13 protein-coding genes are annotated in these 16,171 nt (G+C 72.6%); 10 read left to right on the plus strand and 3 right to left on the minus strand.

All coding sequences use genetic code 11. The features are described from left to right. Nucleotides 1-5 precede the first annotated feature (5 nt). The gene (locus EIM47_RS03870; protein ID WP_039731787.1) at nucleotides 6-1,568 is read left to right on the plus strand and encodes a transglycosylase SLT domain-containing protein; all 1,563 of its coding nucleotides are present in this window, start codon (nucleotides 6-8) and stop codon (nucleotides 1,566-1,568) included. Nucleotides 1,569-1,664: 96 nt separating this feature from the next. Here EIM47_RS03870 and asd read toward each other — a convergent pair whose 3' ends face one another. Both asd and EIM47_RS03880 read right to left on the minus strand, forming a co-directional pair. Continuing rightward, on the minus strand, nucleotides 1,665-2,513 hold the full coding sequence (gene asd, locus EIM47_RS03875; protein WP_125076186.1) for an archaetidylserine decarboxylase: 849 nt from the start codon (nucleotides 2,511-2,513) through the stop codon (nucleotides 1,665-1,667). Then, nucleotides 2,510-3,163, minus strand: coding sequence for an SCO family protein (locus tag EIM47_RS03880; protein WP_125076187.1), 654 nt, complete (start codon nucleotides 3,161-3,163; stop codon nucleotides 2,510-2,512). The genes asd and EIM47_RS03880 overlap by 4 nt, the downstream gene beginning before the upstream one ends. 122 nt (nucleotides 3,164-3,285) lie before the next feature. Between EIM47_RS03880 and prmB the strand changes: the two genes are divergently transcribed. The 7 genes from prmB to EIM47_RS03915 all read left to right on the plus strand — a co-directional run bounded on the left by prmB (nucleotide 3,286) and on the right by EIM47_RS03915 (nucleotide 11,335). Next, nucleotides 3,286-4,218, plus strand: coding sequence for a 50S ribosomal protein L3 N(5)-glutamine methyltransferase (gene prmB, locus EIM47_RS03885; protein ID WP_125076188.1), 933 nt, complete (start codon nucleotides 3,286-3,288; stop codon nucleotides 4,216-4,218). A gap of 170 nt (nucleotides 4,219-4,388) precedes the next feature. After that, a complete protein-coding gene (gene aroC / locus EIM47_RS03890) occupies nucleotides 4,389-5,513 on the plus strand; it encodes a chorismate synthase (protein WP_125076189.1) in 1,125 nt (374 codons plus the stop codon). 10 nt (nucleotides 5,514-5,523) lie between these two features. Beyond that, nucleotides 5,524-6,564, plus strand: coding sequence for a D-glycerate dehydrogenase (locus EIM47_RS03895; RefSeq protein WP_125076190.1), 1,041 nt, complete (start codon nucleotides 5,524-5,526; stop codon nucleotides 6,562-6,564). Between the two features lie 124 nt (nucleotides 6,565-6,688). After that, entirely contained in the window at nucleotides 6,689-7,714 is a 1,026-nt protein-coding gene (locus EIM47_RS03900; RefSeq protein WP_125076191.1) for an aspartate-semialdehyde dehydrogenase, read from the plus strand. A 421-nt stretch (nucleotides 7,715-8,135) separates the two neighbouring features. After that, the gene (locus EIM47_RS03905; protein ID WP_125076192.1) at nucleotides 8,136-9,902 is read left to right on the plus strand and encodes a FimV/HubP family polar landmark protein; all 1,767 of its coding nucleotides are present in this window, start codon (nucleotides 8,136-8,138) and stop codon (nucleotides 9,900-9,902) included. 6 nt (nucleotides 9,903-9,908) lie between these two features. Further along, a complete protein-coding gene (truA, locus tag EIM47_RS03910) occupies nucleotides 9,909-10,682 on the plus strand; it encodes a tRNA pseudouridine(38-40) synthase TruA (protein ID WP_019397961.1) in 774 nt (257 codons plus the stop codon). Then, on the plus strand, nucleotides 10,679-11,335 hold the full coding sequence (locus EIM47_RS03915; protein ID WP_019397962.1) for a phosphoribosylanthranilate isomerase: 657 nt from the start codon (nucleotides 10,679-10,681) through the stop codon (nucleotides 11,333-11,335). The genes truA and EIM47_RS03915 overlap by 4 nt, the downstream gene beginning before the upstream one ends. Before the next feature lie 481 nt (nucleotides 11,336-11,816). Here EIM47_RS03915 and EIM47_RS03920 read toward each other — a convergent pair whose 3' ends face one another. Next, nucleotides 11,817-12,182: a helix-turn-helix domain-containing protein gene (locus EIM47_RS03920; RefSeq protein ID WP_240626148.1), complete on the minus strand. Its 366-nt coding sequence runs from the start codon at nucleotides 12,180-12,182 to the stop codon at nucleotides 11,817-11,819. A 417-nt stretch (nucleotides 12,183-12,599) separates the two neighbouring features. On the opposite strand from EIM47_RS03920, the gene EIM47_RS03925 reads away from it, so the two are divergent. Further along, nucleotides 12,600-13,862 carry an HlyD family efflux transporter periplasmic adaptor subunit gene (locus EIM47_RS03925; protein ID WP_164514534.1) on the plus strand — a complete coding sequence of 421 codons (1,263 nt, stop codon included), beginning with the start codon at nucleotides 12,600-12,602 and terminating at the stop codon, nucleotides 13,860-13,862. A 157-nt stretch (nucleotides 13,863-14,019) separates the two neighbouring features. Then, nucleotides 14,020-16,134: a peptidase domain-containing ABC transporter gene (locus EIM47_RS03930; protein ID WP_125076195.1), complete on the plus strand. Its 2,115-nt coding sequence runs from the start codon at nucleotides 14,020-14,022 to the stop codon at nucleotides 16,132-16,134. Nucleotides 16,135-16,171: the final 37 nt, after the last annotated feature.

A 16,171-nucleotide genomic window follows, 5' to 3' on the forward strand; every position in this document is an offset into this window, starting at 1 on the left:
TGCCGATGTCCTCCCGTCCATCGTTGTCGCGGCCGTTGCTGGCCGTGTTGCTGTTCGCCTGCATCGTTCCATCCGCCTTGGCCCAGCGCGTCTCCGCGCGCGACCGGGCCGCCGCCGAGGCCCTGGTGGCCCGCATGGCCCAGGCCGAGACCCGCTTCCGCGCCGCCACCGTGCTGGCCGGCAACGGCGACCCGCGCGGCGCGGAGGAGGGCAATGCCGCGCTGGAGGACATGGAGGACGTGATCGACGCCTGCGTGAAGCAGCGCGGTTGCCCGCTGTCGGACCTGCTGGCCAGCTACAAGCGCCTGCTCAAGGAGGGCATCGACGACAGCGGCGCCGGCCCGGACGAGGCTGGCGAGGACGACGAGCTGCTGGAGGCCGACCCGGCGCTGGCCGCCGACGTGCCCGAGGCGGTACGCGCCGCGCGCCTGCTGGGCGACGACAGCCGCCATGCCTTCGACCGCATGGTCCGCTACAACCCGGCGATCCAGGCCGGCATCCGCCGCTGGCTGACCGACATGCGCCCGCAGCTGATGACCAGCTACGAGAACTACCAGGTCATGCGCCACTTGATGTGGCCGGAGTTCGAGAAGCGCGGCCTGCCGGAGGCGCTGCTGTTCGGCATCCTGGCCAAGGAATCCAACGGCCGCGTGCACTCGGTCTCGCGCGCCGGCGCCGCCGGGCCGATGCAGTTCATGCCTTCCACCGCGCGCCGCTTCGGCCTGGGCCCGGACGGCACCGGCTTCGACACCCGCTACGACCCGCGCGCGGCGGCCGAGGCCAGCGCCGCCTACCTCAACGAGCGCCTGCGCGAGCTCAACAACGACGTCGAACTGGCCCTGGCCGGCTACAACGGCGGCGAGGGCCGCGCGTTGCGCGTGCACCGCGCCAGCGGCGGCTCCGGCTTCTGGAACCTGCGGGCCTACGAGCAGTTCCCGCCGGAAACCCGCGACTACGTGCCGATGGTGATCGCCGCGGCCTGGATCTTCCTGCACCCGCGCCAGTTCGGCGTGACCTTCCCGAAGGTGGAGGCCACCCCGGCGGCGCTGAAACTGGTGCGCCCGGCCAGCATCTACGAGCTGACCGTGTGCCTGGGCAACAGCGGCAACCGCGACGGCTACATGCGCACCCTGCGCAACCTCAACCCGCGCTTCGACGCCGAGACCGTGATCCCGGCCGGCACCGTGCTGGCGGCCACCGCGCGGGTGGCCCAGCTCTACCGCCGCCATTGCGAGGGCGGGGCCCGCGCCGAACTGGCCCATGCCCTGGTGACCGCGGACCCGAATGCGGCGCTGGAGGGGGCGGCGCCGCTGGGCAGCGTCGCGGTGGGCGACGTGACCCCGGTGCCGGGCGTGGCGACCACGATCGCCACCGGTAGTCCGCAGCCGGCGCGGCCCAAGGCGGCGCAGGCGCGCACCTATACCGTGGCCCGTGGCGACACCCTGGGGCGCATCGCCCAGCGCCACGGCTGCCAGATCAAGCAGCTGGCGGCGGCCAACGGCCTCAAGGCCCCGGCCTACGCCCTGCGCCAGGGGCAGAAGCTGCAGCTGGTCGGCTGCTCGAAGTAGAGCGCTGCCCGTTGCGCATCAACGGTGCGGGTCGCGCACGTGGCCCGGGTAGCGAGGCGCACCCGGGGCGCCAGATGCCGGAGTCCCCGCCGCCGCTCAGCGCGCCAGGTGCGCCAGCGCCTGCCCCAGCCGCACCGGCGACTCGGCCTGCAGCCCCGGGGCCAGGGTGGCGGCGCCCGGCGGCAGCAGCACGATCACGGTCGAGCCGTAGTTGAAGCGCGCCATCTCGGCGAAGCGCTCCAGCACGATGCCCTTGCCGCGCCAGTCCTTGCGGGTGATGCCGTCGCCGTACTCCGGGATCTCCACCCCGCTCCAGACCGTTTCCACGCCCGAGACCAGCATTGCCCCGACCATCACCGAGGCCATCGGCCCGAAGCTGGTGTCGAAGTGGCACACCAGCCGCTCGTTGCGCGCGAACAGCCGCGGCACCGTGCGCACCGCGGCCGGGCCCACGCTGAACAGCCGGCCCGGCACGTGCACGGTCTCGCGCAGCACGCCGGTCCAGGGCATGTGCACGCGGTGGTAGTCGCGCGGCGACAGGTACACGGTGGCGAAGCTGCCGCCGGCGAACACGCGCGCGGCCTCGGCGTCGCCCAGCAGCTCGGCGGCGGTGAACGAGCGGCCCTTGGCCTGGAAGATGCGGCCGTCGTCCTCGATCCGGCCCAGCTGGCTGATGCGGCCGTCGGCCGGCATCAGGATCGCGCGCGGGTCGGGGTCGGGCGTGCGTGCCCCCGGTTTCAGCGCGCGGGTAAAGAAGGCATTGAAGCTGGGATAGGCGGTCGGGTCCGGTTCGGCGGCCTCCTCCAGGTTCACGTCGAAGCGGCGCACCACCGCGTCGATGAAGCGCTGCTTGACCGCCGGGTTCTCCGAGTAGGCCAGTTGCCGTGCCAACGAGGACAGCAGGCGGTGCGGCAGGGCCCAGGTCAGGTAGGTGCCGAGGCTCACTGTCCACGCTCCTTCGCGGTCAGCACCGCCAGGTCCTCGGCGATCGCCTGCGGCTTGAGCGGCGGCCGGATCAGGCCGGCCAGCCGGCCCTGGCTGTCGAGCACGGCGATGTTGGCCGAGTGGTCGACGCTGTAGTCCTGCGGATTCTCGTCGTAGGTCTTGCCAGGCACCTTCATGAACACGAAGCCCAGCGAGGTGGCGAACTTCTCCAGCGCCGGCACGTCGGCGGTGGCGGCCAGGGTGTCGGGGTGGAAGGCGTGGGCGTACTCGCCGGCCTTGGCCGGGGTGTCGCGCTCCGGGTCCACCGACACGAACAGCACGCGCGGGCGCACCGCCTCCGGCAGCGCCTCCCACTGCTTCTGCGCCGCGGCCAGCTCGGCCAGGGTGGTGGGGCACACGTCCGGGCAGAAGGTGAAGCCGAGGAACACCAGGGTCCAGTGCCCGGCCAGCTCGCCCGGCAGCAGCGGCGTGCCGTCGGACTGGCGCAGGTTGAACGGCGGCAGCTCGCGCGGCTGCGGCAGCAGGGTCACCGCCTGCAGCGCAGGGGCGGCGGGCGCGGCGGGGCGGTCGAGCAGCTGGCGTGCGACCAGCAGCCCCAGCCCGGCGGCGAGCGCGGCGGCGAGGATGTAGCCGAAGGTGCGGTTGAACATGGCGTCAGCGTCCGTGGGGCGTGGCGTCGGGCCGGCCATGATAGCCGTTGCGGGGGAAAAGGCGGCCGTTGCCCTATAATTCCCGGCCCTTTCCAGCCGGCGCCGCAGGCGCGCACCCCCCCATGACCGACGCCGACGTGGCCAGCGAGCTGCACACGATCATCGACCTGATCCGCTATGGCGGCAGCCGCTTCAACGAGGCCGGGCTGACCTTCGGCCACAGCTACGACAACGCCATGGACGAGGCCACCCAGCTGGTGCTGCACGCGCTGCACCTGCCGCACGACCTCAGCCCGGTGTACGGCCAGTCGCGCCTGACCTCGGCCGAGAAGGCGAAGATCCTGGAGCTGTTCCGCCGCCGCATCGAGGAACGCGTCCCGGCGGCCTACCTGACCGGCGAGGCCTGGTTCGCCGGCCTGAGCTTCAAGTCCGACCCGCGCGCCCTGGTGCCGCGCTCGCCGATCGCCGAACTGATCGAGCGCGGCTTCGAGCCGTGGCTGGGCGGGCGCGAGGTGCGCCGCGCGCTGGACCTGTGCACCGGTTCGGGCTGCATCGCCATCGCCATGGCCCACTACAACCCGGACTGGCAGGTCGACGGCGTGGACATCAGCGACGACGCCCTGGCCCTGGCCGCGGAGAACAAGGAGCGGCTGCACGCGACCAACGTGGAGTTCGTGAAGTCCGACCTGTTCGCCGGCCTGGCCGGTCGCCACTACGAGCTGATCGTCACCAATCCGCCCTATGTCACCGACGCGGAGACCGACGCCCTGCCGCGCGAGTACGACTACGAGCCGGAGCTGGGCCTGCGCGCCGGCCCGGACGGGCTGGACCTGGTGCTGAAGATCCTGCGCGACGCGCCGCTGCACCTGAGCCAGGACGGCCTGCTGGTCTGCGAGGTGGGCGAGTCCGAGCAGCACCTGGTCAAGCTGCTGCCAGAACTGGACCTGGCCTGGATCGAGTTCAAGGTCGGGCAGATGGGCGTGTTCGCGGTCGAGTGCCGCGAACTGATCGCGCACAACGCGCGCATCGCCGAGCTGGCCGCCGCGCGCGGCTGAGGCTCCGGGAAAGCGCGCCGCGGGGCCGTCCCCGGGGCGCGCCGGCCGGGTCGCCGGCCGCGTCTAAGCCGTTACCGCGGCAACGTTTTTTCCCGCTGCTGACGCGCTGCAGCAGGCGTCGCGATATGCGATGCTTGGCGGCCTTGTAGAGGTACAGCGCGGGGCGCGTCTTGAGCAGCAACACCTTCGGCAGGCTGCTGTCGGTCACCACCTTCGGCGAATCGCATGGCCCGGCCATCGGCTGCGTCATCGACGGCTGCCCTCCCGGGCTGGAGATCGCGCCGGAGGAGTTCGCCCACGACCTGCAGCGCCGCGCCACCGGCAAGACCCGCCACACCTCGGCGCGGCGCGAGGCCGACGAGGTCGAGATCCTGTCCGGGGTGTACGAGGGCCGCACCACCGGCACCCCGATCGCGCTGCTGATCCGCAACACCGACCAGCGCAGCAAGGACTACGCGAACATCGCCGCGCAGTTCCGTCCCGGCCACGCCGACTACACCTACTGGCAGAAGTACGGCATCCGCGACCCGCGCGGCGGCGGCCGCAGCTCGGCGCGCGAGACCACCATGCGCGTGGCCGCGGCGGTGATCGCCAAGAAGTGGCTCAGGCAGCGCCACGGCGTGACCGTGCGCGGCTTCATGGCCCAGATCGGCGACGTCGTCCCGGCCGGCTTCGACTGGGACGCGGTGGAAGCCAACCCCTTCTTCTGGCCGCATGCGCCGCAGGTGCCGGAGCTGGAGGCGTACATGGACGCCCTGCGCAAGTCCGGCGACTCGGTCGGCGCGCGGGTGACCGTGGTCGCCGACGGCGTGCCGCCGGGCTGGGGCGAGCCGGTCTACGGCAAGCTCGACGGCGAGCTGGCCGCGGCCCTGATGAGCATCAACGCGGTCAAGGGCGTGGAGATCGGCGACGGCTTCGGCGTGGTCGCGCAGAAGGGCACGCAGCACCGCGACCTGATCGCCCCCGACGGCTTCGCCAGCAACCACGCCGGCGGCATCCTCGGCGGCATCTCCACCGGCCAGCAGATCGTGGCCTCGATCGCGCTCAAGCCCACCTCCAGCCTGCGCCTGCCCGGGCCGACCGTGGACGTGCACGGTAATCCGGTCGAGGTCATCACCACCGGCCGCCACGACCCGTGCGTGGGCATCCGCGCCACCCCGATCGCCGAGGCGATGGTCGCCCTGGTGCTGATGGACCAGGCCCTGCGCCACCGCGCCCAGTGCGGCGACGTGGGCGAGGTCGGCCCGCGCATTCCCGCCGGCGCCGGCGCGCTGGGCGAAGGGCAGGGGAGCTAGGCACGCGGCCATGGCCAGCCAGCGTCCGCGCGTATGGGTCTCGCAGCCGCTGTTCGACGACATCGTCGACCAGCTCGCGGCCCATTGCGACGTGGACGCGGTGCGCGAGGTGACCGTGCACGCGCCCGCCGACGTGGCCGCGGCCCTGCGCGAGGCCGACGGCGCCCTGGTCACGCTCAACGAACGCATCGGCGCGGCCGAGCTGGCGCAGGCCCCGCGCCTGCGCGCGGTGGCCAACGTCGGCGTCGGCTACAACAACCTCGACATCGCCGCGCTGGACGCGGCCGGCGTCATCGCCACCAACACCCCGGACGTGCTCACCGAGACCACCGCCGACCTGGGCTTCGCCCTGCTGATGGCGGCCGCGCGCCGGATCAGCGAGTCCGAGCGCTGGCTGCGCGAGGGCCAGTGGCGGCAGTGGTCGTTCTCGACCATGCTCGGCGCCGACGTGCACGGCAGCACCCTGGGCATCCTGGGCATGGGCCGGATCGGCCAGGCCATCGCCCGCCGCGGCCACCACGGTTTCGGCATGCGGGTGCTCTACCACAACCGTTCGCGCCTGCCGGAGGACGTGGAGCGCGGCGTCGGCGCCCGCTACGTGGACCTCGACACCCTGCTGGCGCAGGCCGACCACCTGCTGCTGGTGCTGCCGTATTCCCCGGCCAGCCACCACATCATCGACGCCGCCGCGCTGGCGAAGATGAAGCCCACCGCCACCCTGGTGAACATCGCCCGCGGCGGCCTGGTCGACGAGCTGGCCCTGGCCGATGCCCTGGCCCATGGCCGCCTGGCCGCGGCCGGCTTGGACGTCTACGAGGAGGAGCCGCAGGTGCGCCCGGAACTGCTGGCACTGCGCAACGTGGTGCTGACCCCGCACATCGGCAGCGCCTCGCTGGCCACGCGCCGGGCGATGGTGCAGCTGGCCGTGGACAACCTGCTGGCCGCGCTGGACCTGGGCCCGGATGCCGGCCGCCCGGCCACCCCGGTCACCGCGAAGAAAACCACCGGCGCCATTGCCGGTGCGGGGAAAGACGCGACCGGCAAACGATAGGGAACCTCCGCCCGCGCCACGCAGCACGGCGCCCACCCCGGCAGAGGTTCCCCGAACCCGGCCCCGCGCATCGCGCTCCTGCTTTCCGAATACCAGTCACCAATCACGAACCACGGACATTCCAATGAGCAACGCAGAACGCCGCTTCACCGTCGCAGTCGTAGGCGCCACCGGCGCGGTCGGCGAGACCATGCTGAACATCCTGGCCGAGCGGAACTTCCCGGTCGCCGAGATCATCCCGCTGGCCTCCGAACGCTCGGCCGGCGGCGAGGTCGAGTACGCCGGCCGCAAGGTCAAGGTGCAGGACCTGGCCACCTTCGACCCCAAGGGCGTGGACATCGCCCTGTTCTCGGCCGGCGGCAGCGTGTCCAAGGAATACGCGCCGAAGTTCGCCGCCGCCGGCGCGGTGGTGATCGACAACTCCTCGGCCTTCCGCTACGACGACGACGTGCCGCTGGTGGTGTCCGAGGTCAACCCGGAGGCGGCGAAGAACCGTCCGCGCGGCATCATCGCCAACCCCAACTGCTCGACCATGCAGATGCTGGTGGCCCTGGCCCCGCTGCACCGCGAGTACGGCATCGAGCGCATCAACGTGGCCACCTACCAGTCGGTGTCCGGCGCCGGCCGCTCGGCGCTGGAGGAGCTGGGGCGCCAGACCGGCGCGCTGCTCAACTTCCAGGATCCGGACCCGCAGCGCTTCCCGGTGCAGATCGCGTTCAACCTGATCCCGCACATCGACGACTTCCTGGACAACGGCTTCACCAAGGAGGAGATGAAGCTGGTCTGGGAGACCCGCAAGATCCTCGGCGACGACGGCATCCAGGTGAACCCGACCGCGGTGCGCGTGCCGGTGTTCTACGGCCACTCCGAGGCCGTGGCGATCGAGACGAGGAAGAAGGTCACGGTCGAGGCCGCGCGCGAGCTGCTGGCCCGTTCGCCGGGCGTGGAAGTGATCGACGAGCGCAAGGCCGGCGGCTACCCGACCCCGGTCACCCACGCCTCGGGCAACGACCCGGTGTACGTGGGCCGCATCCGCGAGGACTTCTCGCACCCGCGCGGCCTGAACCTGTGGATCGTGGCCGACAACATCCGCAAGGGTGCCGCGCTCAACGCGGTGCAGCTGGCCGAACTGGTCGCCGCCGGCGGCTGATCCGGACGGCGGCGTCCCTTGCCGCCGCCTCCTGCACCACGGCAAGGCCGGGGCTCCATGCCCCGGCCTTTTCGTTGGGCCGGACCTGGATGCGTGCCGGGCTGCAAAGGGGGCTTGGCCCGGACAAGGCCGCAGTTTGCATCCGCGCAAGCCGCCTGGCCGATGCGGGCTTGCCAGGCCGGCGACGCAGGCCCCGCCCTGGGCCGCTGCGCCTGGGCCGGCCATGCCGGTCCCGGTCGCAAACGCGTGCCGCGGGCAGCCATGGGTGGCCGCGCGATTGCCGCAAGGCCCGGGGGAGGGGCAACGGCCGCTTCCGGCCGGGCGGGGCGGCCGGCTGCAAGCGGGCGTTCCGTGCCGCGCCGGACGGTTCCCGGGCTGCCGGCGCTGCGGTGGGAACGGCGAAACCGCTATAGTTCGCGCCATGGAAAAGAGGGGACAGGGCGCGTGGCGCCCGTTGCAATGGCTGGTGGCGACCGCCCTGTTGCTGGCCAGCAGCAGCGCACTGGCGCTGGGCCTGGGCCAGATCCGGGTGCTGTCCGGGCCGGGACAGCCGCTGCTGGCCGAGATTCCGATCATCTCCAACCAGCCCGGGGAGCTTGAGAACGCGCGGGTGCGCCTGGCTTCGGCCGAGACCTTCGCCCGCGTCGGCCTGCAGCCTCCGACCGGCCTGGTGCGCGACCTGCAGTTCGCGATCAGCGCCGACGCCCACGGCCGCGCCGTGGTACGCGTCACCAGCAGCGCCCCGGTCGACGTGCCGGCGGTGTCCTTCCTGGTCGAGGTCGACTGGGGCCAGGGCCGCCTGGTGCGCGAATACTCGGCACTGGTGGAGGCGCCGCAGAGCGCGGTGGCGATCGAGGCCCCGGTGATCGAGGCGCCGCAGGCACTGCCTTCGGACATGATCGTGCGCGCGCCCGAGCCGCTGCCGCCGCCTCCGCCGGCGCCCGTGGAACCGGCGCCTGCGCCGGCCCCGGCACGGGCTCCGGCTGCGGCCATCCAGCCCACGGTGGCGGCCGCCCCCGGCGAGACCCTGGCCCGGGTCGAGCGCGGGCAGACCCTGTCCCACGTGGTCGCCGCCATGGACCGCGGCGGCTACAGCCGCGAACAGGCGATGGTGGCGCTGCTGCGCGCCAACCCCGAAGCCTTCATCGGCGGCAACATCCACCGCGTGCGTGCCGGCGCGGTGCTGCGCATGCCGGGCGCGGAACACTATGCCGACGCGGCCACCGCGGCCGCGCTGGTGCGCGAGCAGACCGCGCAGTGGCGCCAGCTGGCCCAACCGGTGCCGCAGCCGGCGGTGGCCGGCGCACCGGAGCAGCAGGGCACCATCGGCGACAGCGCCGCCGCGGCTCCCGCCCCGGCAGCGGCCGCGGCTGCTGCCGGCGCGCGGCTGGAGATCGCGCCGGCGGTGGCGGCCGAAGGCACGCAGGCGGCGACATCCGGACTGGGCAGTGGGGGCGAGGGCGACATGCTGGCTAACGAACAATTGCGCCAGGCGCAGGAAGACCTGGCCGCCCGCGAGTCGGAGGTGCAGGAGCTGCGCAGCCGGGTCGAGGAACTGGAAAAGCTGCAGCAGCAGCAGATGAAGCTGATCGAGCTGAAGGACAGTGAGCTGGCCGCGGCGCAGCAGCGCCTGGCGCAGATGGAACAGGAATCCGCGCACAGCGGCCTGGGTCTGTGGCCGCTGGTCCTGCTGCTGCTGGCGGCGGCCGCGGGCGCGGCCTGGTGGTTCGCGCGCCGGCCCAAGCCGCTGCCGATCCCGGTCGGCCGCGGCGCCGGCTTCGATGCCGCCGCGCTGGCCGCGGCCGCGCCGTCCACCCACGTGCCGGCCGACCCGGTGGTGCCGGTGGAGGCGCCGGAACTGGAACCGCATCCGGTCGAGCCGGAGGCGTACGTGGACGAGCAGGCCCCGGAGCCGGACGTGGAACCGGAGCTGCCGCTGCGCCACGACGACCTGCCGCCGCCGGCACCGGCCGCGCGCGAGTCCGCGGCCCCGGCCTGGCACGATGACGCGTCCGCTTTCACCACGCTCAACCCGGCCCCGGCCGGGCGCGAGCGCCTGGAGCTGGCCGTGGCCTACCTGGACCTGGGCGACGTGGACACCGCGCGCACCCTGCTGCGCGAGGTGCTCGCCGGCCAGGATCCGGCCGCCCGCGACGAGGCGGCGCAGCTGCTTCGCGAGATCGGCTGAGCGGCGATGCGCTACGCGCTGGGCGTGGAGTACGACGGCGGCGCCTTCCAGGGCTGGCAGGGCCTGGGGCCGTCCGGGCCGCCGACGGTGCAGGCCACGCTGGAGCGCGCGCTGTCCTCGGTGGCCGACCAGGAGATCACGGTCAGCTGCGCCGGGCGCACCGACGCCGGGGTGCACGCCGAATGCCAGGTCGTGCACTTCGACAGCACCGCCGAGCGCGATCCGCGCGCCTGGACCCTGGGCGTGACCGGGCGCCTGCCGCCGACCGTGTGCGTGCGCTGGTGCGTGCCGGTGGACGCGGGCTTTCACGCCCGCTTCTCCGCCCGCGCCCGACGCTACCGCTACACCCTGGTCAATCGTCCGGTGCGGCCCGCGCTGTACCGCGCCACGATGGCCTGGGAGCGGCGCCCGCTGGATGCCGATGCCATGCACCGCGCGGCCCAGGCGCTGTTGGGCGAGAACGACTTCAGCGCCTTCCGCACGGTGCATTGCCAGGCACCGCATGCACGCCGCAACCTGCAGGACATCCAGGTCCGCCGCAGTGGCGAAACCGTCACCATCGAGGTACAGGCCAATGCGTTCCTGCACCACATGGTCCGCAACATCGTCGGTTCGCTGCTGGAGGTGGGCGCCGGTGCCCAGGACGAGGGCTGGATCGCCCGCCTGCTCGCGGGGCGCGACCGCACCCTGGCCGGGCCCACAGCGCCGCCGCAGGGCCTGGTCTTCCTGCGTCCCCTTTACCCCGCCGAATGGGGCCTGCCGGAGGAGGTGACGCTGTGAGCCGAGCGCTGTACCGCACCCGCATCAAGTTCTGCGGCATGACCCGCCCCGGCGACGTGCGCCTGGCCAGCGAGCTGGGCGTGGACGCCGTGGGCTTCGTCTTCGCCGAGGGCAGCCCGCGCCAGGTGACGCCGATGGCGGCGCGGCAGCTGCGCCTGGCGATGGCGCCGCTGGTCAGCGCCGTGGCGCTGTTCCGCAACAACAGCGCCGAGGAAGTGCGCGAGGTGGTGCGGCAGATCCGCCCGGCGCTGTTGCAGTTCCACGGCGACGAGGACGACGCGTTCTGCCGTGCCTTCCGGGTGCCATACATGAAGGCCATTCCCATGGGCGACGGCAGCACCTGGGACGCGCAATCGCTGCAGCAGCGCTGGCCCAACGCGGCCGCCTTCCTGTTCGACAGCCATGGCGCCGGCGGCTCCGGCGGCAGCGGCAAGGCGTTCGACTGGCGGCGCCTGCCCACCGGCCTGCACCGGCCGTTCGTGCTGGCCGGCGGCCTGGACCCGGACAACGTGGCCGAGGCCATCGCCGCGACCCTGCCTTGGGCGGTCGACGTGGCCAGCGGCATCGAACTGTCCCCGGGCATCAAGGACGGCGACAGGATGCGCCGCTTCGTCGCCGAGGTGCGGCGCGCGGACTGCGCCGAACTGGACTGAGCGGCACGCGAGGGCGCAGGCCAGCCGCGCAGCCGTGCCAGCGTCCGCGCGTGCATTCGGGCCGAAGAGCCGTCTGTTGCTCCCGCCGTTCCATGCGCTGCCGCGCGTCGCGCAGGCATGAGCGCCCTGGACAAGCGCAACGGTAGCCGCGCGCCACTGCCTGCCCGCCATCGGCGCGTACGCGAGCCTGCGGCCGCGTGGGCGGTTCCCCTTCGTAGCGCAAGGCGCCGGTCCGGATGCTTCGGGCCGGATCAAGCGCACCTTGCCAGGGGCGCCCGGACAATGCATCTGCTGCCCCGCTCCTGAGGAACGAGGACGGGAGACTGTTGCCCGCACCCGCTGCCGGGTGATCGCAGCGGGGCGGGGTTGGTGGCCGCACAGGCGCTCGTGCAGGCAGCCGCGGGTGCGGCCGTTCGGCGCGCATCGGCCAGGCAGGCGGTGCTCCGCGCCGGAGCCATCGCGCCGCGCGATCGGCGCCTGCTCAGGCGCGGCGGCGGCCCTCCACGCCCTGGACCTGGACCTCGGCCATTTGCAGCAGCAGTTTCTGCACCGGGCGGCTTGCCAGGCGGTAGGCGTGCAGCAGGCGGCGCTCGGCCGGATCGTGCACCAGTTCCGCATCCACCGCAGGCAGGTCGTCGCTGCCGTCGTAGGTGAGCGGACCGCGCCCGGTGGCCAGCCATTCGAAACACACGCCGGTGACCTGCGCCAGGCGTACGAGCCTGGCCGTCGCCGGCTGCGCGCCCACCGCGCATTCCCAGTTCGCCACCGCGCCGCGGGTGACGCCGAGGAGTGCGGCCAGCGCCTCCTGCGACAATCGGGCCCGCTGGCGCGCAATGCGGATTCTCATCGAGAGATTCATGCGTTCCCTTCCTGCCCTGTCCGTGGCATTGGCTTGGAGCCTAGCCCTGCCAAATGCGATTGCGCAACCGGCGCAAATGCAAGCGATTCTGGCTGCATTTCGTGCAGTTTCGCTTGCACCGCCTGGTGCGTTGCTTGTGTGACGCGGCGCGAGGCCTGCGCCGCAAGCGGCTTTGCACGTGCCACGCACCATCGTCGGGCTTGTCGTCGCAAATCCCGGCGGGCAAGTATCGGGACGAAGCGAGTGCGCGTTGCGTCATCTTTGTGACGCGGCGCACATCGAGCGCGAGGGGAGAGGGATGAAGGAGTCATCTGGTACCCACGAAGCGCCGCGCGCCGCGCGGAGCGCGGCAGCCATCCGGCGCACATGGACGGCGCGGGCCCTGGCAACGGACACGGACGCGGCATGAGCCAGGAACTGTTCCGCAGGGAAGCGCTGGAGGCGCGTCGCGGCAGCTGGCTGGGCGCGATCTCGCTGGCCCAGCCGCTGCGGCTGTGGCTGCTGACCGCTGCCGCCGCCGTGGTGGCGCTGGCGGTGATCCTGTTCCTGCTGTTCGGCACCTACACCCGGCGGTCGCCGGTGGTGGGCCAGCTGGTCCCCAGCGCGGGCATGGCCACCGTGGTGGCGCCGGCCACCGGGGTGGTGGTGGCCGCCCACGTGCAGGAAGGCGCGCGCGTGCAGGCCGGCCAGGCGGTGGCGGTGGTGGCGGTCCCGCGCGCCACGCGCGCCGCCGGCGACACCAACGCCGCCCTGGAGGAGCGCCTGCGCCGCCGCCGCGAGAGCCTGGAATCGGCGCACGCGGCGCAACTGGCGCAGCTGGAAGCGCAGGAATCCGGGCTGCGCGTGCAGCTGGCCACCGCGCGCCAGGAACTGGCCCAGGTGGAGGCGGAGATCCGCACCCGCGAGGAGCAGATCCGGCTGGCGCGCGAGACCCTGGACCGCCTGCGCCAGCTGCAGGACGAGCGCTACGTGAGCCTGCTGCAGATCAAGCAGCAGGAATCGGTGGCGCTGACCCAGGTCGGCGAGATGCAGGCGCTGCAGCGCCAGGCCGTGTCCACCCGGCGGATGATCGCGCAGCTGCAGCAGGCGCTGGCGGAGATTCCCGGCCAGCGCAGCGCCGGCGAGGCCTCGTTCGCGCGCGAGCTGGCGGCGCTGGAGCAGGAGCTGGTGGAGACCCAGGCGCGCGGCGAGCTGGTGCTGACCGCGCCGATCAGCGGGGTGGTCGCCACCCAGCTGATCAAGCCGGGCCAGTCGGTGCAGGCCGGGCAGCCGCTGCTGTCGGTGCTGCCGGGCGAGGGCACGCTGGAGGCGGAACTGCTGGTGCCCAGCCGCGCGATCGGCTTCATCGAGCCTGGCGACGCGGTGATGCTGCGCTACCAGGCCTTCCCCTACCAGAAGTTCGGGCACCAGCGCGGCACCGTGGACCGGATCAGCCGCAGCGCGCTTGGTCCGGGCGAACTGGCCACGCTGACCGGCAACGCGCAGGCACCCGAGCCCTATTACCGGGTGACGGTGACGCTGCCGGCGCAGGCGATCCGCGCCTACGGCCGCGCCGAGCCGCTCAAGCCGGGCATGGTGCTGGACGCGGACATCCTCGGCGAGGAACGCACGCTGATCGAATGGCTGCTGGAGCCGCTGTGGTCGGTGCAGGGACGGGTTGCCGGTTGAGCGGCGGCGGGATCCGGCGCGCGCGGGCGCGCCGGCGGTGGACGGAGAAGGCGATGCGGATGTGGCGGCAACGGCAGGAAAGGATGGCGACGGCGCGCTTGGCAGGGCAGGCGGCGGCGCGCGCGCCGGCGTGCCGGCTGCGGGAGGGCGGGCGCGCATGCTAGGCCGTTCCCCGCGGGTGGTGCTGCAGGCCGAGGCGGCCGAATGCGGACTGGCCTGCCTGGCCATGGTGGCGTCCGCGCATGGGCACCAGACCAGCCTGTCCGAGCTGCGCCAGCGCTTCCCGCTCTCGCTCAAGGGCGCGCGCCTGGACCAGCTGATCCGCATCGCCCAGCAGCTGGGTTTCGCCACCCGTCCGCTGCGGCTGGACCTGGAGGAACTGGACAAGCTGCGGCTGCCCTGCATCCTGCACTGGGACTTCAACCACTTCGTGGTGCTGGCGCGGGTCGACCGCTCCGGCGTGGTGCTGCTGGATCCGGCCAGCGGCGAGCGCCGGGTGTCGCTGCGCGAGGCGTCCGACCACTTCACCGGGGTGGCGCTGGAGCTGGGCCCGGCGGCCGAGTTCCGCCCGCGCAAGGCGCCGGCCTCGGTCGGCGTGCGCCAGCTCACCGGCCCGGTGCGCGGGCTGTGGGGCGCGCTGGCGCAGATCCTGGTGCTGTCGGTGGCGCTGCAGGTGTTCGTGGTGCTGGCGCCGTTCTTCATGCAGTGGGTCGTGGACCAGGTGCTGGTGTCCGCCGATCGCGACCTGCTGACCGTGCTCGGCCTGGGCTTCCTGCTGGCGCTGCTGCTGCAGGTCGGCATCGGCCTGCTGCGCGGCTGGTCGGTGGTGTACCTGTCCACCCGGCTGGGCCTGCAGTGGATGGGCAACGTGTTCGCCCACGCCCTGCGCCTGCCGCTGGACTTCTTCGAGAAGCGCCACCTGGGCGACATCACCTCGCGCATGTCCTCGGTGCAGGCGATCCAGCGCACGCTCACCACCAGCTTCGTGGAGGCGCTCATCGACGGCCTGATGGCCGTCGTCACCCTCGGCCTGATGCTGCTGTACAGCTGGAAGCTCGCCCTGGTGACGCTGCTGGCGGTGGCGCTGTACATCGGCATCCGCGCGCTGGCCTACCGCCCGGTGCGCGACGGCACCGAGCGCCAGCTGGTCGCCGCGGCCAGGCAGCAGACCCACCTGCTGGAATCGCTGCGCGGCATGCAGAGCCTGAAGGTCGCCGGCGAGGAACCGCGGCGGCGCGCCGCGTACGAGAACCTGATGGTCGACACCGTCAACCACGAGGTGCGGCTGGCGCGCATGGGCCTGGGCTTCAACAGCGCCAGCCAGCTGGTGTTCGGCATCGAGCGGGTGGTGGTGATCTGGATCGGCGCGGTGCTGGCGCTGCAGAACGTGCTGTCGGTGGGCATGCTGATCGCCTACCTGGCCTACAAGGACCAGTTCGCCACGCGGATGGCAGCGCTGATCGACAAGTGGATCGAGTTCCGCATGCTGCGCCTGCACGGCGAGCGCCTGGCCGACATCGTGCTGACGCCGCCGGAGGACGAGCGCGAACGCTCGGAACTGCCGCCGCCGCCGGATACCCGGATCGAGGTCGAGGGGCTGTCGTTCCGCTACGGTGACGCGGAGCCGTGGGTGATCAGGGACTGCAGCTTCACCATCGAGCCTGGCGAGTCGGTGGCCATCGTCGGCGCTTCCGGCTGCGGCAAGACCACCCTGGTCAAGCTGATGCTGGGCCTGCTCCGGCCCACCGAGGGAAGGATCTGCATCGGCGGCTACGACATCCAGAAGGTCGGGCCGCGCAACGTGCGCGCGATCGTCGGTGCGGTGATGCAGGACGACCAGCTGTTCGCCGGCAGCATCGCCGACAACATCAGCTTCTTCGACCCGCAGGCGACCCAGGAGCGGGTGGAAGTGGCGGCACGGATGGCGGCGGTACACGACGAGATCATGGCCATGCCAATGGGCTACCACAGCCTGATCGGCGACATGGGCAGCTCGCTGTCGGGCGGACAAAAGCAGCGCCTGATCCTGGCGCGTGCGCTTTACCGTGAGCCGCGGCTGCTGTTCCTGGACGAAGCGACCAGCCATCTGGACGTGGCCAACGAGCGGCAGGTAAACGAGGCGGTCAAGGGACTCGACCTGACCCGGGTGATCGTCGCCCATCGACCGGAGACGATCGCCAGCGCCGACCGCGTGCTCGCCATGGAAGGCGGCCGCGTCGCGCAGCAGTGGCGCAATGGAGCTGCGCCCGCGCTGGCCGTGCCCGCGGCTTGATGAATCCGGCCAGATGGCCGGCACCCCTGGTGCGGGG

The organism is Pseudoxanthomonas sp. SGT-18 (genome assembly GCF_003931645.1).
Lineage (GTDB): Bacteria > Pseudomonadota > Gammaproteobacteria > Xanthomonadales > Xanthomonadaceae > Pseudoxanthomonas.

Coding starts and splice junctions, on each gene's coding strand:
- EIM47_RS03905 (WP_125076192.1), top strand. CDS start 8,136: ATGGAAAAGAGGGGACAGGGCGCGTGGCGCCCGTTGCAATGGCTGGTG.
- EIM47_RS03895 (WP_125076190.1), top strand. CDS start 5,524: ATGGCCAGCCAGCGTCCGCGCGTATGGGTCTCGCAGCCGCTGTTCGAC.
- EIM47_RS03925 (WP_164514534.1), top strand. CDS start 12,600: ATGAGCCAGGAACTGTTCCGCAGGGAAGCGCTGGAGGCGCGTCGCGGC.
- EIM47_RS03880 (WP_125076187.1), bottom strand. CDS start 3,163: ATGTTCAACCGCACCTTCGGCTACATCCTCGCCGCCGCGCTCGCCGCC.
- EIM47_RS03900 (WP_125076191.1), top strand. CDS start 6,689: ATGAGCAACGCAGAACGCCGCTTCACCGTCGCAGTCGTAGGCGCCACC.
- prmB (WP_125076188.1), top strand. CDS start 3,286: ATGACCGACGCCGACGTGGCCAGCGAGCTGCACACGATCATCGACCTG.
- EIM47_RS03930 (WP_125076195.1), top strand. CDS start 14,020: ATGCTAGGCCGTTCCCCGCGGGTGGTGCTGCAGGCCGAGGCGGCCGAA.
- truA (WP_019397961.1), top strand. CDS start 9,909: ATGCGCTACGCGCTGGGCGTGGAGTACGACGGCGGCGCCTTCCAGGGC.
- EIM47_RS03920 (WP_240626148.1), bottom strand. CDS start 12,182: ATGAGAATCCGCATTGCGCGCCAGCGGGCCCGATTGTCGCAGGAGGCG.
- EIM47_RS03870 (WP_039731787.1), top strand. CDS start 6: ATGTCCTCCCGTCCATCGTTGTCGCGGCCGTTGCTGGCCGTGTTGCTG.